The sequence below is a fragment of the Inconstantimicrobium porci genome (genome assembly GCF_009696465.1).
Lineage (GTDB): Bacteria > Bacillota > Clostridia > Clostridiales > Clostridiaceae > Inconstantimicrobium > Inconstantimicrobium porci.
In genome coordinates this window covers 57,282-82,579 of sequence record NZ_VULX01000013.1, presented here as the reverse complement: position 1 = coordinate 82,579, position 25,298 = coordinate 57,282, and the positions used below count along the sequence as shown (strand labels likewise).

General features: G+C 30.5%; 25 protein-coding genes. 15 read left to right on the top strand and 10 right to left on the bottom strand.

What is annotated here, in order from left to right; all coding sequences use genetic code 11:
* Positions 1-616: 616 nt before the first annotated feature.
* The 7 genes from gyrA to dnaA form a co-directional block, all read right to left on the bottom strand.
* Positions 617-3,169, bottom strand: a complete 2,553-nt coding sequence (gene gyrA, locus FYJ33_RS09920; protein WP_154531581.1) for a DNA gyrase subunit A — start codon at positions 3,167-3,169, stop codon at positions 617-619.
* Positions 3,170-3,244: 75 nt separating this feature from the next.
* Positions 3,245-5,161, bottom strand: coding sequence for a DNA topoisomerase (ATP-hydrolyzing) subunit B (gene gyrB, locus FYJ33_RS09915; protein WP_277644019.1), 1,917 nt, complete (start codon positions 5,159-5,161; stop codon positions 3,245-3,247).
* Between the two features lie 83 nt (positions 5,162-5,244).
* Positions 5,245-5,514 carry an extracellular matrix regulator RemB gene (remB, locus tag FYJ33_RS09910; RefSeq protein WP_154531579.1) on the bottom strand — a complete coding sequence of 90 codons (270 nt, stop codon included), beginning with the start codon at positions 5,512-5,514 and terminating at the stop codon, positions 5,245-5,247.
* 11 nt (positions 5,515-5,525) lie between these two features.
* Complete coding sequence (gene recF, locus FYJ33_RS09905) at positions 5,526-6,611, bottom strand: DNA replication/repair protein RecF (protein ID WP_154531578.1); 1,086 nt, start codon at positions 6,609-6,611, stop codon at positions 5,526-5,528.
* 54 nt (positions 6,612-6,665) lie between these two features.
* Positions 6,666-6,872 carry a S4 domain-containing protein YaaA gene (gene yaaA, locus FYJ33_RS09900; protein ID WP_154531577.1) on the bottom strand — a complete coding sequence of 69 codons (207 nt, stop codon included), beginning with the start codon at positions 6,870-6,872 and terminating at the stop codon, positions 6,666-6,668.
* Positions 6,873-6,940: 68 nt separating this feature from the next.
* Positions 6,941-8,041, bottom strand: a complete 1,101-nt coding sequence (dnaN, locus tag FYJ33_RS09895) for a DNA polymerase III subunit beta (RefSeq protein ID WP_154531576.1) — start codon at positions 8,039-8,041, stop codon at positions 6,941-6,943.
* A gap of 260 nt (positions 8,042-8,301) precedes the next feature.
* Positions 8,302-9,660: a chromosomal replication initiator protein DnaA gene (dnaA, locus tag FYJ33_RS09890; protein WP_154531575.1), complete on the bottom strand. Its 1,359-nt coding sequence runs from the start codon at positions 9,658-9,660 to the stop codon at positions 8,302-8,304.
* A gap of 891 nt (positions 9,661-10,551) precedes the next feature.
* On the opposite strand from dnaA, the gene rpmH reads away from it, so the two are divergent.
* The 12 genes from rpmH (at position 10,552) to FYJ33_RS09830 (ending at position 20,231) form a co-directional block, all read left to right on the top strand.
* Positions 10,552-10,686 carry a 50S ribosomal protein L34 gene (gene rpmH, locus FYJ33_RS09885; protein ID WP_154531574.1) on the top strand — a complete coding sequence of 45 codons (135 nt, stop codon included), beginning with the start codon at positions 10,552-10,554 and terminating at the stop codon, positions 10,684-10,686.
* Positions 10,687-10,747: 61 nt separating this feature from the next.
* Positions 10,748-11,119 (top strand): ribonuclease P protein component, encoded by a 372-nt coding sequence (rnpA, locus tag FYJ33_RS09880; RefSeq protein WP_154531573.1) that lies wholly within the window; start codon positions 10,748-10,750, stop codon positions 11,117-11,119.
* Positions 11,100-11,309, top strand: a complete 210-nt coding sequence (gene yidD, locus FYJ33_RS09875) for a membrane protein insertion efficiency factor YidD (protein ID WP_154531572.1) — start codon at positions 11,100-11,102, stop codon at positions 11,307-11,309. The genes rnpA and yidD overlap by 20 nt, the downstream gene beginning before the upstream one ends.
* Positions 11,310-11,320: 11 nt before the next feature.
* The gene (gene yidC / locus FYJ33_RS09870; RefSeq protein WP_154531571.1) at positions 11,321-12,085 is read left to right on the top strand and encodes a membrane protein insertase YidC; all 765 of its coding nucleotides are present in this window, start codon (positions 11,321-11,323) and stop codon (positions 12,083-12,085) included.
* Positions 12,086-12,115: 30 nt separating this feature from the next.
* On the top strand, positions 12,116-12,742 hold the full coding sequence (gene jag / locus FYJ33_RS09865; RefSeq protein ID WP_154531570.1) for an RNA-binding cell elongation regulator Jag/EloR: 627 nt from the start codon (positions 12,116-12,118) through the stop codon (positions 12,740-12,742).
* Between the two features lie 128 nt (positions 12,743-12,870).
* Positions 12,871-14,250 carry a tRNA uridine-5-carboxymethylaminomethyl(34) synthesis GTPase MnmE gene (gene mnmE / locus FYJ33_RS09860; protein ID WP_154531569.1) on the top strand — a complete coding sequence of 460 codons (1,380 nt, stop codon included), beginning with the start codon at positions 12,871-12,873 and terminating at the stop codon, positions 14,248-14,250.
* 8 nt (positions 14,251-14,258) lie between these two features.
* Positions 14,259-16,142, top strand: a complete 1,884-nt coding sequence (mnmG, locus tag FYJ33_RS09855; protein WP_154531568.1) for a tRNA uridine-5-carboxymethylaminomethyl(34) synthesis enzyme MnmG — start codon at positions 14,259-14,261, stop codon at positions 16,140-16,142.
* Between the two features lie 13 nt (positions 16,143-16,155).
* Positions 16,156-16,875, top strand: a complete 720-nt coding sequence (rsmG, locus tag FYJ33_RS09850; RefSeq protein WP_154531567.1) for a 16S rRNA (guanine(527)-N(7))-methyltransferase RsmG — start codon at positions 16,156-16,158, stop codon at positions 16,873-16,875.
* Between the two features lie 136 nt (positions 16,876-17,011).
* A complete protein-coding gene (gene noc / locus FYJ33_RS09845) occupies positions 17,012-17,803 on the top strand; it encodes a nucleoid occlusion protein (RefSeq protein WP_154531584.1) in 792 nt (263 codons plus the stop codon).
* A gap of 257 nt (positions 17,804-18,060) precedes the next feature.
* A complete protein-coding gene (locus FYJ33_RS09840) occupies positions 18,061-18,834 on the top strand; it encodes a ParA family protein (protein WP_154531566.1) in 774 nt (257 codons plus the stop codon).
* Positions 18,835-19,689, top strand: a complete 855-nt coding sequence (locus FYJ33_RS09835; RefSeq protein WP_154531565.1) for a ParB/RepB/Spo0J family partition protein — start codon at positions 18,835-18,837, stop codon at positions 19,687-19,689.
* A 38-nt stretch (positions 19,690-19,727) separates the two neighbouring features.
* Positions 19,728-20,231 carry a DUF4446 family protein gene (locus FYJ33_RS09830; protein WP_154531564.1) on the top strand — a complete coding sequence of 168 codons (504 nt, stop codon included), beginning with the start codon at positions 19,728-19,730 and terminating at the stop codon, positions 20,229-20,231.
* Between the two features lie 230 nt (positions 20,232-20,461).
* On the opposite strand, the gene yyaC is transcribed toward FYJ33_RS09830, so the two are convergent.
* From yyaC to FYJ33_RS09815, 3 genes are all read right to left on the bottom strand, one after another.
* Positions 20,462-21,031 (bottom strand): spore protease YyaC, encoded by a 570-nt coding sequence (gene yyaC / locus FYJ33_RS09825; protein WP_154531563.1) that lies wholly within the window; start codon positions 21,029-21,031, stop codon positions 20,462-20,464.
* Between the two features lie 65 nt (positions 21,032-21,096).
* On the bottom strand, positions 21,097-22,167 hold the full coding sequence (gene ytvI, locus FYJ33_RS09820) for a sporulation integral membrane protein YtvI (protein ID WP_154531562.1): 1,071 nt from the start codon (positions 22,165-22,167) through the stop codon (positions 21,097-21,099).
* Between the two features lie 5 nt (positions 22,168-22,172).
* A complete protein-coding gene (locus tag FYJ33_RS09815) occupies positions 22,173-23,327 on the bottom strand; it encodes an aminotransferase class V-fold PLP-dependent enzyme (protein WP_154531561.1) in 1,155 nt (384 codons plus the stop codon).
* Positions 23,328-23,836: 509 nt separating this feature from the next.
* Between FYJ33_RS09815 and FYJ33_RS09810 the strand changes: the two genes are divergently transcribed.
* From FYJ33_RS09810 to FYJ33_RS09800, 3 genes are read left to right on the top strand one after another with little or no spacing between them, the layout of a single operon-like run.
* On the top strand, positions 23,837-24,082 hold the full coding sequence (locus FYJ33_RS09810) for a DUF3343 domain-containing protein (protein ID WP_154531560.1): 246 nt from the start codon (positions 23,837-23,839) through the stop codon (positions 24,080-24,082).
* Positions 24,083-24,098: 16 nt separating this feature from the next.
* Positions 24,099-24,998, top strand: coding sequence for a mechanosensitive ion channel family protein (locus FYJ33_RS09805; RefSeq protein WP_154531559.1), 900 nt, complete (start codon positions 24,099-24,101; stop codon positions 24,996-24,998).
* Between the two features lie 18 nt (positions 24,999-25,016).
* Positions 25,017-25,199: a DUF951 domain-containing protein gene (locus FYJ33_RS09800; RefSeq protein WP_154531558.1), complete on the top strand. Its 183-nt coding sequence runs from the start codon at positions 25,017-25,019 to the stop codon at positions 25,197-25,199.
* The last annotated feature ends 99 nt before the right edge of the window (positions 25,200-25,298 follow it).

Here is a 25,298-nt window from a genome sequence, read left to right as displayed (position 1 = left end):
AGTTTAATTGCTTAGCTTAATCTTAGCTTAATTACTAAAAGAATTGCTGGTCTAATAAAAAGTTTGTATAAACTATTAATTTCCTCTGTTTAATTTTCAAAGATCATAAGCAGGTGTTCCAAATCTTGATTTGGCACATTCGCTTACTTCTCACTTGTGAGAAGTTCCTTTTTCTTTGTCACCTTTCGACGACTTTTTTATCTTATCATTTCAGCACTTCATTGTCAACACTTTTTTCAAAACTTTTTAAAGTTGTAAGTGTTTGTTTTTATCTGTGTGCCTCAGCGACATGACTTATAATATCATGTTTAAATACAGTCGAATTATAGATTATTTTAATTTAAGTAATTTATATTTAAATTACTATGTTTTTCTTTATTTATCTCAATAATTCGTATATTGATACACCAGGTTCATTTGATACGATGTTATGGAAAATTATGCTTGTTTGCTTCTATATTTTAAGTATAATTCTAATTTATATTCTAATAATCCATTATAATTATTGCTTTATACAGCATTATTTTGAACTATTTCTTAAATAAAAAAGAGGTTTATGCAGAATAATCAATTAAAATTATTCCACATAAACCTCTATACTTAATCGAGAACAATATTATTCTTCTTTATTATTATCCTCTTCTGCTCTTTCTAAAAGCTTATTTAAGCTTTCATCTTTATCTACAGCTGATTCATTTTCTGTAAGATCAGTATCCATTATCTGAACTTCTTCCTCTTCAGATTCATTTTTATCTACTTTGGCTATTGCTACTATCTTTTCATCATTTAATGTTCTCATAAGAGTAACACCCATTGCAGACCTGCTTGTAACAGATATATCTGATATATTGATTCTGATTGCAACACCACTACTATTGATAAGCATTAATTCCTTATCATCTTTACATACAGTAGCACCAACTACTTTACCAGTCTTCTCAGACATCTTATAAGTGATAAGACCCATTCCGCCTCTATTCTGAAGTTTGTATTCTTCAAGCGGTGTTCTCTTACCAAATCCATTTTCACTTATAACAAGAAGTTCTTCTCCATCTACAGCTATATCCATACATACAGCTATATCTCCTTCTCTAAGGTTAATAGCTCTAACCCCTGTAGCAGTTCTTCCCATTGGTCTAACATCTTGTTCATTAAACTTAATTGCATAACCTTCCTGAGTAGCAATAATTATATCTGCATCCCCATGAGTAACCTTAACCTTTAGAAGTTCATCATCTTCTCTTAAGTTAATAGCTATAAGACCATTCTTTCTGATATTGTTGAAATCTGAAAGCGGTGTCTTTTTAACAAGACCTTGCTTTGTTGCCATGAATAAGAATGCATTTTCTTCGTTAAGATCCTTAATACTTAATACTGCTTCAATCTTTTCTCCCTTTTCTACAGGAATTAAGTTTACTAGATTAGTTCCCTTAGCTGTTCTTCCTGCATCAGGTAGCTCATAAGCTTTGATCTTATAAGCCTTACCCTTATTAGTGAAGAATAAAAGATTTGAATGTGTAGAAGCAACAAATACATGCTCAACAAAATCATTTTCTTTTGTTGTCATTGCTTGTATTCCCTTTCCACCTCTTCTTTGTGCAGAATAAGTATCAGCTGGAATTCTCTTAGCATAGCCAGCATTAGTTATTGTAATAACAACATCCTGCTCTTCTATTAGGTCTTCTATATCTATTTCATTCTCAACCTTAGTTATCTGAGTTCTTCTTTCATCGTTATATTTTTTCTTAATTTCAGCAAGTTCATCCTTGATAACTCCAAGAAGTTTTTCTTCACTTGCTAGAATTTCATTTAAGTATTCTATCTGTTTCATAAGCTCGTTATACTCAGCCTCAATCTTATCTCTTTCTAAACCTGTTAATCTTCTAAGTCTCATTTCAAGGATAGATTGAGCCTGAATTACTGTTAAACCGAATTTTTCGATTAAAGTGTTCTTAGCTATTTCAGCAGTTTCAGAATGTCTTATTATTCTAATAACTTCATCTATGTTATCAAGCGCAATTCTTAAACCTTCAAGAATGTGTGCTCTTTCTTCAGCTTTTCTTAGGTCGAATACAGTTCTTCTTGTAACAACTTCTTTCTGATGCTTTATGTAATAATTTAAAACTTGCTTTAAATTTAATATCTGAGGTTGATTATTTTCAACTAAAGCAAGCATTGTAACTCCAAAAGTATCCTGAAGTTTTGTATGCTTATATAATGTGTTAAGAACAACATTCGCATTAGCATCCTTCTTAAGGTCGATTACAATTCTCATACCTTCTCTATCAGATTCATCTCTTAGATCAGAAATACCTGTAACTCTTTTATCCTTAACAAGATCTGCTATGTTTTCGATAAGTCTTGCCTTATTTACCTGATAAGGAAGCTCTGTAACAATTATTCTTTGTCTGTTCTTTTCCTCTTCTATTTCACATTTAGCTCTTACTACAATTCTACCTTTTCCTGTTTCATATGCAGCTCTTATACCTGATTTACCCATTATTATACCTGCTGTTGGGAAATCTGGTCCTTTAATAACTGACATTAATTCAAGTACAGTAGTCTCTGGGTTATCAATAAGCATTGTAACACCATCAATAACTTCTCCTAAGTTATGTGGTGGTATGTTAGTAGCCATACCAACAGCTATACCTGATGAACCATTTACAAGTAAGTTAGGGAATCTTGATGGAAGAACAACTGGTTCCTTTTCCTCTCCATCGAAGTTAGGAATAAAATCTACAGTTTCCTTGTTTATATCCCTTACCATCTCCATGGAAATTTTACTCATCCTTGATTCTGTATACCTCATGGCAGCCGCGCCATCTCCATCGACAGAACCAAAGTTACCATGTCCATCTACAAGCATATATCTCATTGAGAAATCCTGAGCCATTCTTACAAGTGCATCATAAACTGATGAATCACCATGTGGATGGTATTTACCTAAAACTTCTCCGACTATTCTTGCACACTTTCTATAGCTCTTATCAGGAGTAATCCCCATCTGCTGCATTGAATATAATATTCTTCTATGAACTGGCTTTAAACCATCTCTAACATCAGGAAGTGCTCTACCTGCTATTACACTCATTGCATAATCTATATAGCACTTTTTCATTTCGCTGTTTATATCAACATTAACAACTTTTCCTTCATTCAAATTCATGTACTTCACCTCGTACCAAATTATTAATTATAATTGACATCTTTATACCAGCGACAAATCCCCGGCATAATCAAATTAAATATCTAAGTTTATAACATCCTTTGCATGATCCTGTATAAACTGTCTTCTAGGTTCAACTTTATCTCCCATAAGAAGTGTAAATATTTCATCTGCCATCATAGCATCCTCAATATTAACTTTTATAAGTATTCTCTTTTCTGGATCCATTGTTGTATCCCATAACTGAGATGCATTCATTTCACCAAGACCTTTGTATCTCTGAATACCTAAAGTATTATCTCTACCACCAAAAGATTCTATTACCTGTTCCATCTCCGCATCACTGTAAGCATATTCTTCTTTTTTACCCTTGCTTATCTTATATAGAGGTGGCTGTGCTATATATACATGCCCATCTTCTATAAGATTTCTCATATATCTGTAGAAGAATGTAAGCATTAATGTTCTTATATGTGCACCATCAACATCGGCATCGGTCATGATTATTATTCTGTTATATCTAATCTTTGTAACATCGAAGTCATTTCCAACTCCTCCACCGATAGCAGTTATCATTGATCTTATTGTGTCTGAATTCAGCATTTTATCAAGTCTTTGTTTTTCAACATTCATTATCTTACCACGTAGTGGAAGTATTGCCTGGAATCTTCTGTTTCTTCCACTCTTAGCAGAACCACCGGCAGAATCCCCTTCGACTATGTATATTTCACATTCATCTGGATTTTTAGATGAACAGTCTGCAAGTTTACCTGGCAGTGAAGTTCTTTCAAGCACTGATTTTCTTGTTAACTCTCTGGCCTTTCTTGCTGCATCTCTTGCTCTCTGAGCTAACAGAGATTTTTCAATTAAGTTCTTTGCTACTTCTGGATTTTCTTCAAGATATTCTGCAACTCCTTGAGAAACTATACTATCAACTACACCTCTTACTTCACTGTTTCCAAGCTTAGTCTTAGTCTGACCTTCAAATTGAGGATTTTCAATCTTTACAGATATAACAGCAGTAAGACCTTCTCTTATATCATCACCTGAAAGATTCTTGTCATTATCCTTAAGGCTTCCGTACTTTTTACCGTAATCATTAAATGCTCTTGTAAGTGCACTCTTAAATCCAGCTAAGTGAGTTCCACCTTCGATAGTATCTATGTTGTTAGCAAATGAGAACAGATTTTCATTAAATCCGTCATTGTATTGAAGTGCAACTTCAACAAGAACGTTATCTTTTAAACCTTCTACATAAATTGGCTCACTTTGTATAACTTCTTTGTTTCTGTTAAGATACTGCACAAAAGATTTTATACCACCTTCATAATGATACTTATCATCTTTTCCACTTCTAGCATCGTAAAGTTCTATGTTAATTCCCTTGTTAAGGAATGCAAGTTCACGTAATCTCTTTGATAATACTTCAAAATCATAAATTAAAGTTTCAAATATCTCATGATCTGGCTTAAAGTATGTCTTCGTACCAGTCTTTGTTGTTGGCTCCCCTTTTACAAGTGGTGTTAAGGCTTTACCTCTACTGTATTCCTGAGTCCATGTATATCCCTCGTTATATACTGTAACCTTACATGATTCAGATAATGCATTAACTACAGATGCACCAACACCATGAAGACCTCCTGATACCTTATATCCGCCACCGCCGAATTTACCACCAGCATGTAAAACTGTCATGATAACTTCAACTGCTGATTTATGCATCTTTGGATGCATACCTACTGGCATACCTCTACCATCATCTTCAACAGTAATAGAATTATCTTCGTTTATGAATATTCTTATATTTTTACAATATCCAGCTAATGCTTCATCAATACTATTATCTACTATTTCGTAAACTAAATGATGTAATCCTCTTACACTTGTGCTTCCGATATACATTCCAGGTCTCTTTCTAACAGCTTCAAGTCCCTCTAATACCTGTATCTGATTAGCATCATAGTTTCCAGTAACCTTACTTCCTTCTAAAATATCTTTTTCTTCCAACTCGTAACTCCTCCTTGTTTTTTTCCTTAAAAATTTAATTCAGATTATCTCAAATTAAATATTAGGAATTACTTTTCACTCAAACTATAGTTTATATCAGTTCTCTTTGTTAATGTAGTTGAAGATATAGGTGACAGGTATATCTTCGATTTTTTATCAACTTCTGCTATAACAAATGACTTTGGCGGATCATTTGTAATCTTTTCTATAAATCCATCTTCCTCAGCAAGCCTTAAAAACTGGCTTGTATCTGAGCTGAACATAGTTGCATTAATATCAAATATTCCTATAACGTCTTTTATAGGCACAACTACATTCTCACCTAAATGTAAAAACATGAATATTCCTCCTAGCTATATATAATCTTACCATCCTTAACCCTGAAAACCTTCGAATTCTCATCTAAGTACTCGTATAGATCCTCTATGCCAGTACAAGTTATAACTGTCTGTATACTTCCTATAGAACTTAAAATATATCTCTTTCTGCTAAAATCAAGTTCAGATAAAACATCATCAAGTAAAAGTACAGGGTATTCACCAGTGATTTCTTTGATTATTCTTAAAGATGCAAATTTTATAGTAAGTACTGCAGTCCTCTGCTGTCCCTGTGACCCGAAACTTTTAACATCAACATCATTAATGTAAATTGAGAAATCATCTCTATGAGGACCTACGCTTGTATTCCTTCTATCGATATCTTTTAATCGGTTTTTCTTTAACGATTTAATAAGATTACCTTCTATATCATCAAGCTTTGTTGAACATAGGTAGTTAAATTTTATATTTTCTTTGTTAGATGTTATATCCTTATGTATTTGTTCTCCATATAGGTTCAACTTATCTAGATACTTAATTCTCTGACTTATTATATATGCGCCAAACTGAGCCATCTGAATATCATATATATCTAGCATAGATTCATCATTACATGCTTTTCTAAGTACAAAGTTACGCTCCATTAAAATTTTATTGTACTGTACTAAGCTATGATAGTACTTAGGATTTAATTGGGATATTTCCATGTCTAAAAACTTTCTTCTTATTCCTGGAGACTCCTTAGCTATCTTGAGATCTTCAGGTGAAAACATAACAACATTAAATATACCAACTAACTCACCAATTTTTTTAATTTTGATGGAGTTAACCTGTATTGATTTTTTACCGTCTTTTAATATATTTATATCGATTTTTTTATCTAATCTGTTTTTTCCAACACTTAGACTTACAAATGCCTTTTCAGCATTCCAGTTTATTAATTCCTTGTCTTTGTTTGTTCTATGGGATTTGGCGAAACCACAATAGTACATAGACTCAAGAATATTTGTTTTTCCCTGAGCATTATCGCCTATAAAAACATTAACATTTTTACAAAGTTCTATAGATAACTCTTTGTAGTTTCTATAATTTAACAGTTGTAGATTCTTAATATACATATTACACCTATTTAATTATACCATAAAATCCAAAAATATAATAAAGTTATACTTTTAAATTATAGCATATTCCTCATTATCAAACTCAACGACATCACCTTTATAAAGCTTCTTTCCTCGCTGAGTACACACTTCACCATTAACTTTAACCATTTCATCTAAAATATACATCTTAGCTTCAGCTCCGCTTTGTGCAACTGATGCCCATTTTAAAAAAGCATCTAATTTTATAAAATCTGTTGATATTTCAATCTCATTCATATCCTAGTTATAGCTTTTGCATCTTATTCATCCATAATGAATTTTTATGCAAAAGTTTTTCCTCCATTTTACTTTATTAGTCTTACTGGTAATACTAAATATTTGCAATTATCGCTTTCTTTATCCTTCAAAATGCAAGGAGAAACACTACTTGTAAATTCCATTACAATTTCTTCCGCTTCCATGTTCTTTAATATATCAAGGATGTATCTTGAGTTAAATGCAATTTGAAGAGATTCACCTTGCAAATCTATAGCAACTTCTTCTCTTACCTTTCCCAATTGAGAATTAGAAGTGATAATAATTGTGTCAGATTCAATATTTAATTTTATTAAATTAGAGTTGCTGTCAGTAGACATAAGTGAGGCTCTTTCAATACCATTTTGAAGATCCTGTCTTTTAACATTAACAAGAAGTTTATATTCCTGAGGAAGAAGTGAATTATACTTTATATATTCTCCTTCAAGAAGACGAGATATTACTTTTGTATTTTCAAGACTAAAAAGAATGTGATTTGTTGTAAATGTGATATTTACATTTTCATCTGAATCTTCAAGTATTTTTGCCACTTCTATAAGAGTTCTTCCTGGAATTACTGCATTTATTGAATTACTAGTGTCAAGCAGCTCTGTTCTTATTGCAAGTCTGTATCCATCTAGTGCAACAAGATTTAAATGTCCATCATTTACTTCGAAAAGGATACCCTGAAGTATTGGTCTTGACTCATCTTGAGTAATAGCAAAAGATGTTCCTTTTATCATGTTCTTTAGTGTTGACTGAGGTATGCTGAAAATTTGATTTTCATTAATCATTGGTAGTTCAGGAAATTGATTAGCATCCATGTAAACTATATTGAATACGGACTTTAAGCATGTAATCTGTACTGTATTCTTATCTAAAGTTTCGATTGTAATTTTATCATTAGGAAGTTTTCTAATTATTTCTCCAAAAATCTTTGAATCAATAACTATATCTCCTGGTTGTTTTATATCAGCAACAAGTTTAGTTTCAATACTGACATCTTTATCTGAACCTATTAATGTTAATGTATTTTCCTGAGCTTTTATTAAAATACCTTCAAGTATAGGAAGAGTGCTTTTTCCTGTTATAGCTTTTTGAGCTATTAATATTGCATCCTGTAAATCTTGTTTATTACATGTAAAAATCATAATTTATACTCCTTTAATTGTTAACAGTTTATATCTAAAAATATAGATAATATTAGATAAAAAATATAGTAATAGTAGTAGTAGGGACTGTGGATTTGTTGATAACCTATCTGAGCCCTTGAAATCACTAAAAATACAACAAAAAAATACTGTGGATAAGTGCGTGCTGAAAATTTTGAGTTATCCACATTATTATACTTGATTTTATAATTTTTAAGTTATTAACAATTTGTCGACAACAAGTTATGTACAACTGTGACTTATTTTTGAGTAAGCTTCTTAGTCAGCTCATTTACAGTATTCTGAAGCATTTCATCTGTCTTTAGTGACTCCGAAATTTTTTCATAAGCATGTATTACTGTTGTATGATCTCTTCCTCCGAACTCTTCTCCTATTTTAGGAAGTGACATATCTGTGAGTTTTCTGCATAGGTACATAGCTATTTGTCTTGGATATGCTATATTTCTAGTTCTTCTTTGAGATTTTAATTCTTCTATTCTTAAATTGAAGTAATCAGCGATTGCCTCCTGAATTGTTGAAATAGTAATAATAGTTCCTTGCTTGTTAGAGATTATATCTTTAAGTGCTTCAGCAGCAAGCTCTACTGTTATTTCCCTATTTGTAAGTGATGAATAGGCAACTATTCTGATAAGAGCACCTTCAAGTTCTCTTATATTAGATTTAATTTTTGTGGCTATATAGACCATTACGTCATTAGCTACATTAAGTTTTTCTACATCAGCTTTCTTTTTTAGTATAGCCATTCTTGTTTCAAAGTCTGGTGGCTGAATATCAGCAATAAGACCCCATTCAAACCTTGATCTTAATCTGTCTTCTAATGTAGGAATTTCTTTTGGTGGTCTATCTGATGATAGAATTATCTGTTTGTTGGCATCATGAAGCGTGTTAAATGTATGGAAAAATTCTTCCTGAGTTCTATCTTTGCCAGCAATGAACTGAACATCATCTATCAGCAGGACGTCTACATTTCTATATTTATTTCTAAATTCCTCATTTTTATCATCCTTAATTGCATTGATAAGTTCATTTGTAAACTTTTCAGATGATACGTATACAACCTTTGATTTTGGGGTGTTTTCAAGAATATAATGACCAATTGCATGCATTAAATGGGTCTTGCCAAGTCCAACGCCTCCATATATAAATAGCGGATTGTATGCTTTTGCAGGTGATTCAGCTACAGCAAGTGACGCTGCATGAGCAAATCTATTTGAATTACCTATTACAAATGAATCAAATGTATATTTAGGATTTAAAGTTGCGGACATTTCATCATTTACTGTTACTGCTGTATTCTTCTGGTCATTGTGCTTAGGTGTTACCTGTTCCGCCTGAGTATTTAAAATTTCAGATTTTATTAAAAAATCAATCTCATAGCTTTTTGATGAAATCAGTTTTATTGCTTGGATTAGCAATGATTTATATCTTTTTTCAAGGATATCTTTAGTGAAATCATTAGGGACACTTATTTTTAAGATATCATCTGATATAGATAGGGGCTCACAGCTTTTAATCCAGGTATTAAAACTAACTTCAGTCATTTCGCTCTTCATTATATTTAATGTTTTATCCCAGAGATCATTAATATTGACATCCATTTCCTATCCTCCAATGTGTTTTAGATACTTATTAAAAATAATAAATAACAACTTAATAACATGATATAAACAATCTATTAATCATGCTTGACCTTGTGCATAATTTTATACACACCATGTTCTATATGTGCATATTTTTTTTGGGTACAAGCCATTTTTAAACATGTTAAAAGTAAATTATCAACAATGTATAACATGGTTAAAGCTGTGTAAAATATAGATATAGTTCATAATTAATATAAAATTTAACAACTTATCCACAAGGTTATCAACAGTTGTGGATAAGTTATCATGTTATCAACATTTTATATTAATAATATCATAAATAATATGGGAGGTTCAATAAGTTATCCACAAAAATAAAACAGTGAATAACTTTATTAACAGGAAAAAGTGCAAAATTTTATTAGTGGTGAAAAAACAGTATGTAGCATGTAGATAATTTTTTTAATTATTTATGTAAAACTAATCGGAAATTCGAAAATTATCAAAAAGACAGGAAGAGAATTTTTTAAATACAAAAAACAGGAGGAAAGACTGTGGATTATTTTTTTATCTATAAAAAATACTTTAAATTTAAAGAGCTTAAAAAATTTTGATGACATAGAAATTTGAAGTATCGATTTTATTGTGGTGAAAAACAGGAGAAGAGGAAGGATGTTTTTAGTTATTATATTTATAGGAAGTTTTATTGGTAGAATAGGTTCAATGTAAAGTCTAGTTATTTAAAGGTGTAAAAATCCTTGTTCTAGTATAAATAGGAAGCGTGATTTTCTTGACATTGACTGATACTGAATATATAATTAAAAAGTAAAACTTTAAATGAAAAAGGCCAGTTAATAACTTGGTAAAATAGTATATTTGAAATTTATTTAAAGGGGGTGTTTATAGATGTTTATGACATACCAGCCTAAAAAGAGACAAAGAAAAAGAGAACACGGATTCAGAAAAAGAATGAGTTCAGCTAATGGCAGAAACGTTATTAGAAGAAGAAGACAAAAAGGTAGAAAAAAATTAACAGCATAAGAGGCCGCTTTAGTGGCCTTTTTCTGCAATTTGCAGAAAAAAAGGAGAAGATACTTGAATTATGCAATGGGATAAGTTAAGAAAGAATGCACAATTTAGAACTGTATATAGGAGAGGAAAATCTCTTTCTAATGATAAGTTAGTTTTATATGTGTTTAAAAATAGAAGGAATAGAGACGAAAAAGGAAACCTATATAATAAGGTTGGATTTTCAATAAGTAAAAAAGTTGGAAAAAGCGTAGTAAGAAGCAGAGTAAAAAGATTAATGAGAGAAAGCTTCAGATTAAATTACGAAAAGATAGAAGAAGGATATGACTTCGTTTTTATAGCTAGAATGTCTATTAATGATAAATCATTTTTTGAAGTTGAGAAATCAATGATGAATTTATTTAAAAAGGCAGGCTTAATTAAAGATGAAAATAATTTTAATTAAAGCAATTAAATTTTATAGAAAATATATATCACCGTTAACTCCTCCTAGATGTATTTACTATCCGACATGTTCTGAATATACACTTCAGGCAATAGATAAGTATGGCGCATTAAAGGGCAGTTTTATGGGGATTAAAAGAATATTAAGGTGTCATCCCTTTCATAAAGGTGGGTATGATCCGGTAAAATAGGAGGAAAATTAATGAGCGCAATAATTAAGCCATTCACGTGGCTGTTTTATCAAGTATATGAGTTCTTATACGGGGTAATACAGGCAACTGGAATATTCAATAGAGGAACCGAATTTGTACTAGCAGTTATTCTATTAACCATATTAGTTAGACTTTTAGTATTACCATTAAATATTAAACAAATGAGATCAACAATGAAGATGCAGGAAATTCAGCCTGAACTTCAAAAGTTACAGAGCAAATATAAGAATGATCCTCAGAAGTTACAGGAAAAGACAATGCAGCTTTATAAAGATAACAATGTATCTATGTTTGGCGGATGTCTTCCAATGTTAATACAGCTTCCAATATTATGGGCACTATATTATGTGTTTATGAAAATTGATGGTCTTCAAGGAACTTCATTCTTATGGATTAAAGATTTATCAAAGCCTGATAATCTTTATATCTTACCTATATTATCAGCAGTTACAACTTATATTTCGTCATTAATTATGACAAAGAGTCAACCTCAGCAGGGAGCAGCAGCTACAAGTATGAGCACTATGAATATAGTTATGTCTTTAATGATGGGCTTTTTTGCGATAAACTTCCAGTCAATGCTTGTACTATATTGGGTAGTAGGTAACTTGATACAAATGGTTCAGACTTACTTTATATATGTTGTTCCAGCAAAGAAAAAAGCTGCTGAAAAAGAAACTATAGAAGGAAACAATCAAAAAAGCAACACAAAGGATAATCAAAAGAAGAGTAATAAAAAGATAAAGAATAAATAATTTTTGTTGCTAAGGTGGGTGAAATCATATATGGAAAGTAGAGAATTTCAGGGTAGAACAGTAGATGAAGCTTTGGAATCTGCAGCTTTGAAGCTTTCATTAGCCAAGGATAGTATTGACTATACTGTAATAGATGAAGGAAGCAGGGGTTTTTTAAATATTATTGGTAGCAAGCCTGCTAAGATAATGGTCAAATTAAAAAGGGATTCTATTAAAGAAGCAAAAAGATTCTTATATGACATCTTTGAGAATATGGGTATCTCAGCTACTATAGAAACTGAAGAAACCGATGATGCTGTAAGAATGAATATATATGGTGACAACATGGGAGTAATAATTGGATATAGAGGGGAAACACTTGATTCACTTCAATATCTAACAAGTCTTGTGCTTAATAAGGATCACAATGAACCTTATAGAAAAATTATCCTTGATGCTGAAAACTATAGGCTTAAGAGAGAACAGACACTTCGAAACTTAGCCGAAAAAACTGCAGCAAGAGTAATTAAGAGTGGTAGGGCATTTAAATTAGAGCCTATGAACCCATATGAAAGAAGAATAATACATTCAGAATTACAAGGAAATAGTGAGATTGTAACTTTTAGTGAAGGTGAAGAACCATACAGAAGAGTAGTAGTTAATCTTAAGAATAAATAAAAGAAAGCCTTTAATGGCTTTCTTTTTAGGTTTAGAGTTAAAAAGAGAATTATTAAATATATATTGTCAAGAATATTAGGATATATATTGTTCATGATAGATTGATTATATATGCAAAGGAGGAAAATATGAAAGAATTTGATACTATTGCTGCTATTGCAACACCAGTAGGAGAAGGTGGAATTTCTATAATAAGAGTTTCTGGAGAGAAAGCTATAGAAATATCTGATTCTGTATTCAGAGCAAAGAACGGCAAGAAGATAAGCGAAATGAATACTTATACTATGAGATATGGAAATATCATAGATAGAGAAACTGATGATATAATAGATGAAGTTATTGTAGCACTTATGAAAGGACCTAAGAGTTTTACTGCAGAAGATGTAGTTGAAATAAACTGTCATGGTGGAGTTGTAGCAACTAATAAGGTCCTTGAACAGGTAATTAAGGCTGGAGCAAGAATTGCTGAACCTGGAGAATTTACTAAGAGAGCATTTTTAAACGGAAGAATAGACTTAAGTCAGGCAGAAGCAGTTATGGATATAATTTCAGCTAAGACTGAAGTTTCAATGAAAGCTGCAGTACAGCAGAGCAAAGGAAGACTTTCCCGGGAAATTAATGTTCTATGTGATAATCTGTTAAATGTTTTAGCAGCTATAGAACATACTGTAGATTTTACTGAAGATGATGAAGAAATAGACCCTTCTGTAACTGAAAACATAAAGCATAAAGTTGAAGAATTCCTTCAGAATACAAACAACCTTCTAGAGACTGCAGAAGAGGGCAAGATAATCAGAGAAGGACTTAGCATGGTTATTGTAGGTAAGCCTAACGTTGGTAAATCATCTCTTTTAAATGTGCTTCTTAATGAAAAAAGAGCAATAGTTACTGATATTGCCGGTACTACAAGAGATGTTATCGAGGAGTACATAAACCTTGATGGTATTCCAATAAAGATTGTAGATACTGCTGGAATAAGAGATACAGAAGATGTGGTTGAAAGAATAGGTGTTGAAAGGTCAAGAGAGAAGATTAATGAAGCAGATCTTGTTGTGCTTATGCTTGATATGAGCAGGGAACTTGATAATGAAGACAGAGAAATAATAGAATCAGTTAAGGGTAAAAAATATATATGTATTCTTAATAAAATAGATTTAAATACTAAATTAAATGATAAAATAGTAGATGAGCTTGAAAACAAGATAGAGACATCTACTGTTACAGGTTTTGGTATTGATGTATTAAAAGAAAAAATTAAGGATATGTTTTTCAATGGAAATATAGATACAGAAAGTATTATAATAACTAATACAAGACATAAACAGGCACTATTTAGAGCAAAAGAAAATTGTGAAATAGCTCTTAAGGAGATTAACAATAATGCATTTCTTGATCTAGTATCAATATACATTACATCAGCTTTAAAAGCACTCGGAGAAATAACAGGAGCAGAAATAGAAGAAGATCTAGTTAATAAGATATTCTCTGATTTCTGTGTAGGAAAGTAGGAGGAAACATGAAATATATAGCAGGGGACTTTGATGTCGTAATTGTTGGAGCTGGTCACGCTGGATGTGAAGCAGCTCTTGCAGCAGCAAGAATGGGATGCAGAACTTTAATGTGTACAATGAATCTTGACAGTGTTGCAATGATGCCATGTAATCCTAATATAGGAGGTACAGCAAAAGGTCATTTAGTAAGAGAAATTGATGCTCTTGGTGGAGAAATGGGTATCAATATAGATCATACATATATTCAGTCTAGGATGTTAAATACATCTAAGGGACCAGCAGTTCATTCTTTAAGAGCACAGGCTGATAAGATTAGATATCAGAGAAGAATGAAACATGTAATAGAAAGACAGGAAAACTTAATTTTAAGACAGGTTGAAGTTACAGCAATAGATGTAGAGGACGGAGTTGTTAAAGGAGTACAGACTAAAAATGGTGCTTACTTTACAACTAAGGCAGTAGTTCTTTGTACAGGAACTTACCTTAAAGGAAAGATAATAATTGGTGAAATATCATATAGCGGAGGTCCTAATGGATTATTCCCAGCTAATGATTTATCGCAGTCTCTTCTTGATAACGGAATAAAGTTAAGAAGATTTAAGACTGGTACACCAGCAAGAATTAATAAGAGAAGTATAGATACTTCAAAGATGATTGAACAGTTTGGTGATGAAAAGATAGTACCATTTTCATTTACAAGTGAAAATATAGAAAGAGACCAGGTATCATGCTGGCTTACTTATACTAATGAAGGAACACATGATATAATTAGAAAAAATATCATGAGATCTCCTATATATAATGGATCGATAAAAGGTGTAGGACCAAGATATTGTCCATCTATAGAAGATAAGGTTATGAAATTTCCAGATAAGAATCAGCATCAGTTATTTATTGAGCCAGAAGGTGAAGATACAGATGAAATGTATGTTGGAGGTATGTCTTCTTCACTTCCTGAAGAAGTACAGCTTCAGATGCTTAGAACTGTTCCTGGACTTGAAAATGCAGAACTTATGAGAACTGCTTATGCAATAGAATATGACTGCATAGATCCATTACAACTTAAGTTATCTCTTGAATTTAAGAATATTTCAGGTTTATTTGGGGCAGGACAGCTTAACGGAAGTTCTGGATATGAAGAAGCAGGAGCACAAGGAATTGTTGCAGGTATAAATGCTGCACTTAAGGTTCAGAATAAGGAACCGATGATTCTTAAGAGAAGTGATGCTTATATCGGAGTTCTAATTGATGACCTAGTTACTAAGGGAACTAATGAGCCATATAGAATGATGACTTCAAGAGCAGAATACAGACTTATCTTAAGACAGGATAATGCTGATTTAAGACTTACAGAAATAGGTCACAACGTTGGACTAGTTAAAGAAGACAGATGGCAGAAATTCTGTGAGAGAAAACATAATATAGAAAGTGAACTTGAAAGATTAAAGAACTTACAAATTACAAACAAAAAAGAAGTAAATGAATATCTTGAATCTTTAAATTCAGTTGCACTTAGAAAGCCTATAAGTTTATATGAACTTATAAAGAGACCAGAGTTAAGTTACTTTACAGTAGATGAGCTTGATCCAGATAGACCAGAATTACCAGGTAATATCGGTGAACAGATAGATATTATGGCTAAGTATGAAGGCTATATTGAAAAGCAGCTGGAACAGGTTGAACAATTTAAAAAGATTGAAAACAAGAAGATACCAGATGATATAAATTATGAAGATGTAAATAGTCTTAGAATAGAAGCCGTTCAGAAGCTAAATAAAGTAAGACCAATAAACTTAGGTCAGGCATCAAGAATATCAGGAGTTTCACCTGCAGATATTTCAGTGCTATTAATTTACTTAGAACATCATAATAGATCAAAAAACAATTAGTGGAGGAAATTCAATGAAGTACTTTGATTTAATGAAACAGGTATGCGATGACTTAGGTATGGAATTTAATGAGGATAAATATAACCAGTTTATGACTTATAAAGACCTACTTAAAGAGTGGAATGAAAAAATCAATTTAACAGCTATAACTGAAGATGAAGAAATAGTAACAAAGCATTTTATTGATTCAATAAAAGCTTACAGCTTTGATGAATTTAAAAATGCAAAAAGTATAATAGATGTTGGAACAGGTGCTGGATTTCCAGGAATACCACTTGCAATTATGAGAAGTGATTTAAATGTCACACTATTAGATTCATTAAATAAAAGAATTAATTTTTTAGATATAGTTGTTTCTGCTTTAGGACTTAAGAATGTAACTACAATTCATTCTAGAGCTGAAGACGGTGCAAAGAATAAAGAACTTAGAGAAAAGTTTGATATAGCGACTTCAAGAGCTGTTGCTAATATGAGTGTACTTAGCGAATTCTGTATTCCTTATGTAAAAATGGGAGGACACTTTATTGCATTAAAGGGGCCATCAGTTACTGAGGAACTTCAGAATAGTAAAAATGCTTTAGGAACTTTAGGTGGCAAACTTATTGCTGTTAAGGAAGTAGATATTGAAGGCACAGATTTAAAGCATAATCTTGTTGTCGTAGAAAAGGTTAAGGAAACACCAAAAGCTTATCCTAGAAAAGCAGGAACAGTTACTAAAAAGCCACTACAATAATTGTCAAATAATGTAAATATATATATAAATATAAGATACGATTTATTATAGTAAATTAAAGGGATTAACCATAATATGTAGAAAAAATAAGTAATTACAAAATATGTAATAGTGTTAGTGAGGATGGATGAAGGAAATGCATAGTGAGATTATTTATATTGATATTGATAGAATAATACCTAATACGTATCAACCAAGAAAATATTTTGATGAAGAGGCTTTAAATGAATTAGCTCAATCCATAAAACAATTCGGAATAATTCAGCCACTTACTATTAGAAAAATTGGTGAGAGATTTGAACTTGTAGCAGGAGAAAGAAGATGGAGAGCTGCCAGAATTGCGGAATGTGAAAAAGTTCCATGTACAATTGTTGATATAACAGATACGCAGTCTGCAGAGATTGCACTTCTTGAAAATCTTCAAAGAGAAGATTTAAACTTTATTGAAGAAGCAGAGGCATATTATAACTTAATCAACGATCATAATTTTACACAGGAAAAGTTAGCAGAAAAGATGGGCAAGAAGCAGTCAACAATTGCTAATAAGCTAAGACTTTTAAAGCTGTCACAAAAAGTAAGAACTCTTTGTTTAGAAAATAATCTTACTGAAAGACATGCAAGAGCATTACTAACATTACCAACTGAGGCTTTACAGCTTAAAGTAATCAAGAAGGCAATAAAAGATAACTTAAATGTTAAGAAGACTGAAGAAGTTATAAATAAAGAACTTCTAAAAATAGCTGGTGAACAGCTTAGCAAAGATGGTAAGAAGAAGATTACAGGAGTATTTTCTTCCAAGATATATGTAAATACAATAAAGCAGGTATTTGATAAATTTAAGATACCAGCTCAGTACAAGTCTAAGGACGAAGGCGATTTTATTCAGATAACTGTAAAAATACCTAAAACTAAATTACAAAACAAATAAAATTGTTTCACGTGAAACATTAAAAATCACTTGTAGTAACTATAAAACAATCTTTAATTTACGTACTATTAGAGTTAATAGTTTGAAAGATATATGTAGAGCTGATTTGGAGCGTGTCAACGGAGGCCTCGAAATATGTCTTTCAAACTTTTTTTATTTTTATTTAAGAAATGCACCTTTAAATAATTATCATAAAAAGTTATAATATTCATATAAAGGCATAGATTTAGAGATTTTTTGGATATATGGAGGGCATAATGAAAACAATTTGTATTTTTAATCAAAAAGGTGGTGTCGGTAAGACAACTACTAATATAAATTTATGTTCAGGACTAGCCATGATGGGTTATAAAGTTCTTGCTATAGATATTGATCCTCAAGGGAATACTACAAGTGGGCTAGGTTTTGATAAAACAAGTTTAAAATATTCTATTTATGACATTTTGACAAGTTCAGATGTAAAGATTAGTGATGCTATTATTCAAAGCCAGTTAGTTGATAATTTATATTTAATACCTGCAAATATGGATTTAGCTGGTGCTGAAGTAGAGATGATAGAATCTAAGGATAGAGAGAAAATATTAAAAGAAAAGTTAAAAGAATATGATACTGAATTTGATTTTATATTCATTGACTGCCCACCATCATTAGGAATATTAACATTAAATGCATTAACTGCATGTGATTCTGTTATAATTCCAATACAGTGTGAATTCTATGCACTTGAAGGTGTTGGACAACTTATAAATACAATTAATCTTGTAAGAAAATCGTTAAATAAAGACTTAGAAGTTGAAGGCGTAATTATGACAATGTATGATTCAAGAACTAATTTATGTAACGAAGTTTTTAAAGAAGTAAAGAATTACTTTAAAGATAAAGTGTATAATACAAAAATTCCTAGAAATATAAGGTTGGCAGAAGCTCCAAGTTTTGGTCTACCAATATTGCTTTATGATGATAAATGCAGAGGTGCTGAAGCCTATGATAAGTTAACAAAAGAATTTATAAAGAGACAAGAGGTGAAGTAATTGGGTAAGAAGTATGGTTTAGGTAAGGGCTTAGGAGCACTTATTCCTGAAGAAAAAAGTAATAATGAAGAAGATAAAAGAGAATATGTTGAGTTAAATAAGCTTAAAATAAATACAAATCAACCAAGAAAGTATTTTGATAATGAGAAAATCTCTGAATTAGCAGAATCAATCAAGCAGCATGGAATAATACAGCCTATATTAGTAAATAGAGATGGTGAATTTTTTAATATAGTTGCTGGTGAGAGAAGATTTAGAGCAGCTAAACTTATTGGCCTTGAAAAAGTTCCAGTTATTGAAATGAATCTTGACGATAAGGAAATACTAGAAGTATCTCTTATTGAAAATATCCAGAGACAAGACTTAAATGCTATTGAAGAAGCAAAGGCATATAAGCAGTTATTAACTGAATTTAAAATTGTTCAAGAAGAACTTAGCGCAATAATTGGAAAATCAAGAACAGCTATATCAAATACGTTAAGACTTTTAAATCTTGATGAAAAAGTACAACAGTACATAATTGAAGGAGTCTTAAGTGAAGGACATGGAAGAGCTCTTCTTGGTATTCAGAATAAAGATAATCAATATAAAGTTGCAGAAAAGATTATTGATGAAAAACTATCTGTTAGGGAAACTGAAAGGCTAATTAAAAAGCTAAATGAAGATCAGACTACTACAAAAAAAGAACCTGCAGGTAATGAAATGAACCCTTATTATAAGGATATCAAAAATAGACTTCAAGATTATTTTGGAACAAAAGTTAACATAAATAAAAAGAAAAACAGAGGTAAAATCGAAATAGAATATTATTCAGAGGATGATTTACAAAGAATATTAGAAATAATGAATTTATAAATGTTTCACGTGAAACATTTATAGGAAAGGAAGAAAAAATGCATCAGGTAATTAGTAACATACAATTGTTTAGCCCATATATAATTATTGGATTATCAGTAATAGTAATTCTATTATTTATAATAGTTTTAGTACAGGGTAAAGCAATAAATAATATAGAAAGTAGATATAAGAAGATGATGAGAGGCACAAGTACTCAGAATCTTGAAGAACTAATTATTAATAATCTAGATTCAATTAATGAATCTGAAGAAAAGTCAAAAGAGTGCTTAAAAGAAATCAAAGACTTAAAAAAGAAAACTAAATCATGTGTTCAGAAAATTGCTATTACAAGATATAAGGCATTTGAGGATATAGGAAGCGACTTGAGTTTCTCAATTGCCATGTTAGATGAAAATAACGATGGACTAATATTAACTAGTATATTTGGAAGAAACGAAAGTACAACTTATGCTAAACCAGTTGATAAGGGAATATCAAGATATGACTTATCAGAAGAAGAGCTTGATGTTCTTAATGAAGCAATAAATAAAGTAAATTAATGAAAATGCAGAAGCAGAGCTTCTGCATTTTTTCAATGTCTCGAGAAAGTTGCGTTGAAAAAGATGAAATTTTAATGATGTAAAGAGTTGAAAACAAAGGATTTCAACTTAATTAAAAAATAGTATAATGCAATTTCAGCCTTTAGTAATCCGAGGAGTTCAAGACATATGAAGAAACGACTTGGAGTGAGTTTACTATAAAAGCTTAATAATATGTATTTCAAATATTTTTACATATTGGACAAGCAATTATCATCATAATTTTGTTTCAGTGAAAAATATGAAATACCTTTAGCAATAGTGTTAGCTATTTTCATAACTGTATAAAGTCTAGTGTTTTGCAGTGTTGTAAATTGAAAATGGCTTGAAATATTAACAATTCCGACAATACTTATGTTTCCTATTGAAGGTAGATTTTTATTTAGAGCTTTTCCTGGGTAAAGTGGTTCATCATTTATTATAATTTTTCCTATGTCAGCTGAATTGCCGAGAGAAGCATCTATTGCGATTATATATGGGTTTACATGATTTGATCTTATGGTGGTAAGAACATTATCTAAATTGGTTGCATTTACTGTGGATTCTAGATTTCCATAAACATAGACATTATTAGAAGAAAGAAACTGAATCTTATCGCCTACAAGAGGACCAAGGGAATCACCTGTGCATCTGTCACTGCCAATACATAAAAATATAAGATCACTATTAGTTTTTAGTATTGGTGTAACCTTATCTACTAGATACTTTCCAAGAGTTAAAAATGAATTTTGCATATTTGATTCTATAATAAATTTACTCATAAAAACCCTCCTATATTTGGATTTTTACCAATAAATTAAAAATGTATACAATGAAAAATAAATATTTATAATATATTACACTGTTTTAATATAGTATAACTTATAACAAGAAAAATCATATAAATCATACCACGAATTCCGCCTGCTTCAAGTCCTATAAAGATAGAAATAAGTATTGCAAGTGGATGAATATTAAGAGTCGAAGAAACTACTTTAGGTTCAAGGATTTGCCTGCTTATGAATACAATAAAATATAATATAATAAGTCCTATAGCAGTAAAATAATCATCTGATAAAAAGTAAAAAATACATAAAGGTATATATACAAAAGGCATTCCTACTACAGGGAGCAAATCTAAGATTGAACATAGTATACTTAGAAGAAGACTATATCTTATTCTTAATATTACCAGGCCAAAAAATGTAATAGAAAAAGACATAAGAATCAAGAAACAGTATGATAGTATATATCTGCTAAGCATTTTTTTTGAACTATTTGATACTTGTGAGATAGTATTAGAATAAGAAGCTCTGAAATTACGAGAAGAGATTAAACTCTTGCTGCTTCTAATAATAAGTTCTTTTGTTATAAAGTATGTTGAAATAATAGTAAAGATTATAAGCATAAAAATATATGGTATATATTTTAAAATGTTTATTATGAACTGCAGTGCTGCTGTGCTTAAAGACATAATATTTCCTGCAATATCTTTGAATGAAGACAAGAGACTATCTTTTAAATAATTAAGAATTATTGGATCTATATTCATTTTTAAAAGATTATTTTGTGCCTTAGACATCAGACTATTTAAGTTGTTATAATCTGAAGAGAAAAATAACTGAACACGTTTGGCTAATATAAATAATTCATCTATCATTAAAGAAAAAAGCAAAACATTTAAAAGTATGATAACAGCCCAAAAAGATAATGAGGTAATTAACGAAGCTATAGTCAGACTTATGTTAAATTTGTGCATTAATACTTTTGTGGGCTTTTTTAAGAGAAGAGCAATGCAAAATGCAAATACAAAAGGTAGTGTATATTTTAATGTTGAAACAAAAATATAAAATATCAGTGTATAGATAATAAAAAATGATGAATATCTAGCTAACTTTGATTCTATATTTTGTTCCATAAAAATTAAACCCCCTTATGGATATGATAAATAGCATCAATAAGACTTTTTATATCCTCCACAGTATTAAAATAGCCTATACTTATTCTTACTGTACCCATATTTTCAGTACCGATAGTTTTATGAGCAAGAGGAGCACAGTGAAGTCCTGTTCTTGTAATTATGTTATATTTTGAATCAAGGTAATATGAAAATTCATTTGAATTCATATCATTCAAATTTATTGAAAAAGTAGACAATCTGTTAATTGTAGTATTAGGACCATATAAAGTAATGTAATCCATGTTGTTTAAGTCATCTAAAAGAAGTCTAGATAAATACATTTCCTTTGTGTGGATAGCATTTATAGTTTCTTTATTAATATAATTTATTGCTGAATACAAGCCTGCTATTCCAGGTGTATTAAGTGTACCGCTCTCAAATTTATCAGGAAGAAAATCAGGTTGAACCAATGAATATGACATACTTCCTGTACCACCTACAAAAACAGGTTTGGCGATATCATTTAAATCATCATCTATTATAAATCCACCTATACCCTGAGGACCAAGAAGTCCCTTGTGACCAGTAAAAGCTAATGCATTACAGTTAAGCTCCTTAAAATCTACATTAATACCTCCAGCAGACTGAGCAGTATCAATAATAAAATATATGCTTTTTTTCCTGCATAATTCACCAATTTCTTTTAAAGGCTGAATATTTCCTATAACATTTGAAGCTTGTGAAAGAATAACAAGCTTTGTGTTATCTTTTATAGCATTATCGATATCAGCAGCAGCAACAAATCCGTTATTATCGGCTTGCACTACTGTTAATTCTATATTTCGTTCTTCTTTAAGTTTGAATAGAGGTCTTAACACAGAGTTATGTTCCATAGTTGAAGTTATAACATGCCATCCTTCCTGCACGATTGAATTAAGAAGTATGTTTAATGAAGATGTTATATTATTAGTAAAAATAACATTCTCAGATTTATTAAAATTGAAAAACTGAGCTACTGCTTCTCGACAATTATAAGTGACATGACTGCTTTTTAATGAACTTGAAGAAGAGCCTCTACCAGAGTTTCCACCTAAATTAATCATAAAATTATTTATTGAATCAAGTACTTCCTTTGGCTTTGGAAAAGAAGTAGATGCATTATCTAAATATATACTCATATCGTATTAGTCTCCTTATTTTAGTATTATATTAATAGTTTTACTGAATGAGAGTTTATCGAATTAATGTAGAATGTATATTGTGTAATGTATAATTAAGGATGAAATCCGTTTGCGGATTTATAAATTTTAATGGAGGATACCTTCAAGCTACCGAATTAATGAATTAAAAATATTTTAAAGATAAATGTATTTACTTATACTTTTATAAAAACTGTGCTTTAGCGAAGTTTTATCCGAAATTATACATTATACATTCAATAATGAATTTCATTTCAATCAGCTGAGTTTATTGAATATATCAGCTTTTATTTCTTATTATTAAAGTAAAAAACTACTACTTATTATATATGAAGAAAAATTTTTTTTCATCTATTACAGGTGGTTAAGTTTCAAAATAAATGTTCTTCACTTAGCAAAAATTATAATATATACTAATAGTAATTGCTTTGATTCTTGAATAAGTAATTATGTATGAACCAATATTATTAAATGAAAGGTGTGTTTTAATGAATAAGTATTTAATGGTGTTTAAGAATAATCATGATGCGGTAAATGCGGAAAGCAGATTAAAAGAAAAAAAATTCAATATAATGGTAATGCCGACTCCTACACAGATAACTCATAGCTGTGGCATATGTATAGTGTTTGATGATGAAGTATATAGCAAAAGTGAAGAATTTATTGATGATGAAAAGATAAGCTACAAAAATATATATAAGATAAACAATAATTCATTAGAAAAAATAAAGTAATATACGGAGGAAGTGTATGGGAATTTTAGGAAACATATTCTCGGTAGATGATAAAAATGAAATTGTAAGATTTGGAAGTTATGGCGTAATAAAATTAGAAACAATATACGGTTTAATAGGAAGACTTATTGCTGTTGCGATTATAGCGGTAGTAATGTTTGCTGTAATCAAGATTGGAAATTACGCAATAAACAGATTTGTTAAGAGACAGTCTGAGAGTCAGGCTAGATTCTCTATGGATACTAAGAAGGTAACAACTATAGGAGCTATTTTAAAAAGTGTCTTGAAGTATACTGTATATTTTATAGGAATTGCAGCTATATTAGATAAACTTACAGGAGGAATGTCACTTACTTTTGCTGGTATAGGAGGAGCTGTAATAGGTTTTGGTGCTAAAGATATAGTAAATGATATAGCCAATGGATTTTTTATTATTTTTGAAGATCAATTTGGAGTAGGAGATTACATCACAATAGATGATAATTATAGTGGTATAGTAAGCAGCATTGGTCTTAGAAGTACTAAACTTGTGGATTTTAATGGAAATACACATATCATGCCTAATGGTTCTATAAAAGTTGTTACAAATCACTGCAAGGAAAATGTAAGAATTACAGTTGATGTTGATATTGCTTATGAAGAAAGTATTGATAAGGCTATAGAAGTAATTAACAAAGCATGTGATAAGTTTGCAAAAGGTAATGATGATATAATTGAAAAACCTGCTGTACTTGGAGTGACTAAGTTAAATGATTCAAGCGTTACTATAAGAGTAAATGGAAAAGTTAAACCACTTACTCAGCTTACAAATGAAACAAGACTTAGAAAGATGCTTAAGGAAGCACTTGATGAAAATAATGTAGAAATTCCTTATCAGAAATTGCATATAGTTAATTTTGATAATATTGAGAAATAATACAAAAGGGGGATATATATGATAGAAAGTTTTGATGTTGGTGATGTTGTAAGAATGAAGAAACAGCATCCATGTGGAAGTTATGACTGGGAAATAATAAGAGTAGGAGCAGATGTAAAAATAAAATGTATTGGCTGTGGAAGAATTGTCATGTTGCCAAGATCTAAGTTCCAGAAGAATGCTAAAAAGATATATGGTTAAAAATGTTTAAAAATCTAAAAAATAAAGTAATATAATTTTTCATATTACTTGTAATTAACAAATACCTATGATAAAATGATTTATTGTAATCCCTGCTGT

Coding starts and splice junctions, on each gene's coding strand:
- gyrA (WP_154531581.1), bottom strand. CDS start 3,169: ATGAATTTGAATGAAGGAAAAGTTGTTAATGTTGATATAAACAGCGAA.
- remB (WP_154531579.1), bottom strand. CDS start 5,514: ATGTTTTTACATTTAGGTGAGAATGTAGTTGTGCCTATAAAAGACGTT.
- recF (WP_154531578.1), bottom strand. CDS start 6,611: ATGTATATTAAGAATCTACAACTGTTAAATTATAGAAACTACAAAGAG.
- yaaA (WP_154531577.1), bottom strand. CDS start 6,872: ATGAATGAGATTGAAATATCAACAGATTTTATAAAATTAGATGCTTTT.
- dnaN (WP_154531576.1), bottom strand. CDS start 8,041: ATGATTTTTACATGTAATAAACAAGATTTACAGGATGCAATATTAATA.
- dnaA (WP_154531575.1), bottom strand. CDS start 9,660: ATGGATGTCAATATTAATGATCTCTGGGATAAAACATTAAATATAATG.
- rpmH (WP_154531574.1), top strand. CDS start 10,552: ATGTTTATGACATACCAGCCTAAAAAGAGACAAAGAAAAAGAGAACAC.
- rnpA (WP_154531573.1), top strand. CDS start 10,748: ATGCAATGGGATAAGTTAAGAAAGAATGCACAATTTAGAACTGTATAT.
- yidD (WP_154531572.1), top strand. CDS start 11,100: ATGAAAATAATTTTAATTAAAGCAATTAAATTTTATAGAAAATATATA.
- yidC (WP_154531571.1), top strand. CDS start 11,321: ATGAGCGCAATAATTAAGCCATTCACGTGGCTGTTTTATCAAGTATAT.
- jag (WP_154531570.1), top strand. CDS start 12,116: ATGGAAAGTAGAGAATTTCAGGGTAGAACAGTAGATGAAGCTTTGGAA.
- mnmE (WP_154531569.1), top strand. CDS start 12,871: ATGAAAGAATTTGATACTATTGCTGCTATTGCAACACCAGTAGGAGAA.
- mnmG (WP_154531568.1), top strand. CDS start 14,259: ATGAAATATATAGCAGGGGACTTTGATGTCGTAATTGTTGGAGCTGGT.
- rsmG (WP_154531567.1), top strand. CDS start 16,156: ATGAAGTACTTTGATTTAATGAAACAGGTATGCGATGACTTAGGTATG.
- noc (WP_154531584.1), top strand. CDS start 17,012: ATGCATAGTGAGATTATTTATATTGATATTGATAGAATAATACCTAAT.
- FYJ33_RS09840 (WP_154531566.1), top strand. CDS start 18,061: ATGAAAACAATTTGTATTTTTAATCAAAAAGGTGGTGTCGGTAAGACA.
- FYJ33_RS09830 (WP_154531564.1), top strand. CDS start 19,728: ATGCATCAGGTAATTAGTAACATACAATTGTTTAGCCCATATATAATT.
- yyaC (WP_154531563.1), bottom strand. CDS start 21,031: ATGAGTAAATTTATTATAGAATCAAATATGCAAAATTCATTTTTAACT.
- ytvI (WP_154531562.1), bottom strand. CDS start 22,167: ATGGAACAAAATATAGAATCAAAGTTAGCTAGATATTCATCATTTTTT.
- FYJ33_RS09815 (WP_154531561.1), bottom strand. CDS start 23,327: ATGAGTATATATTTAGATAATGCATCTACTTCTTTTCCAAAGCCAAAG.
- FYJ33_RS09810 (WP_154531560.1), top strand. CDS start 23,837: ATGAATAAGTATTTAATGGTGTTTAAGAATAATCATGATGCGGTAAAT.
- FYJ33_RS09805 (WP_154531559.1), top strand. CDS start 24,099: ATGGGAATTTTAGGAAACATATTCTCGGTAGATGATAAAAATGAAATT.
- FYJ33_RS09800 (WP_154531558.1), top strand. CDS start 25,017: ATGATAGAAAGTTTTGATGTTGGTGATGTTGTAAGAATGAAGAAACAG.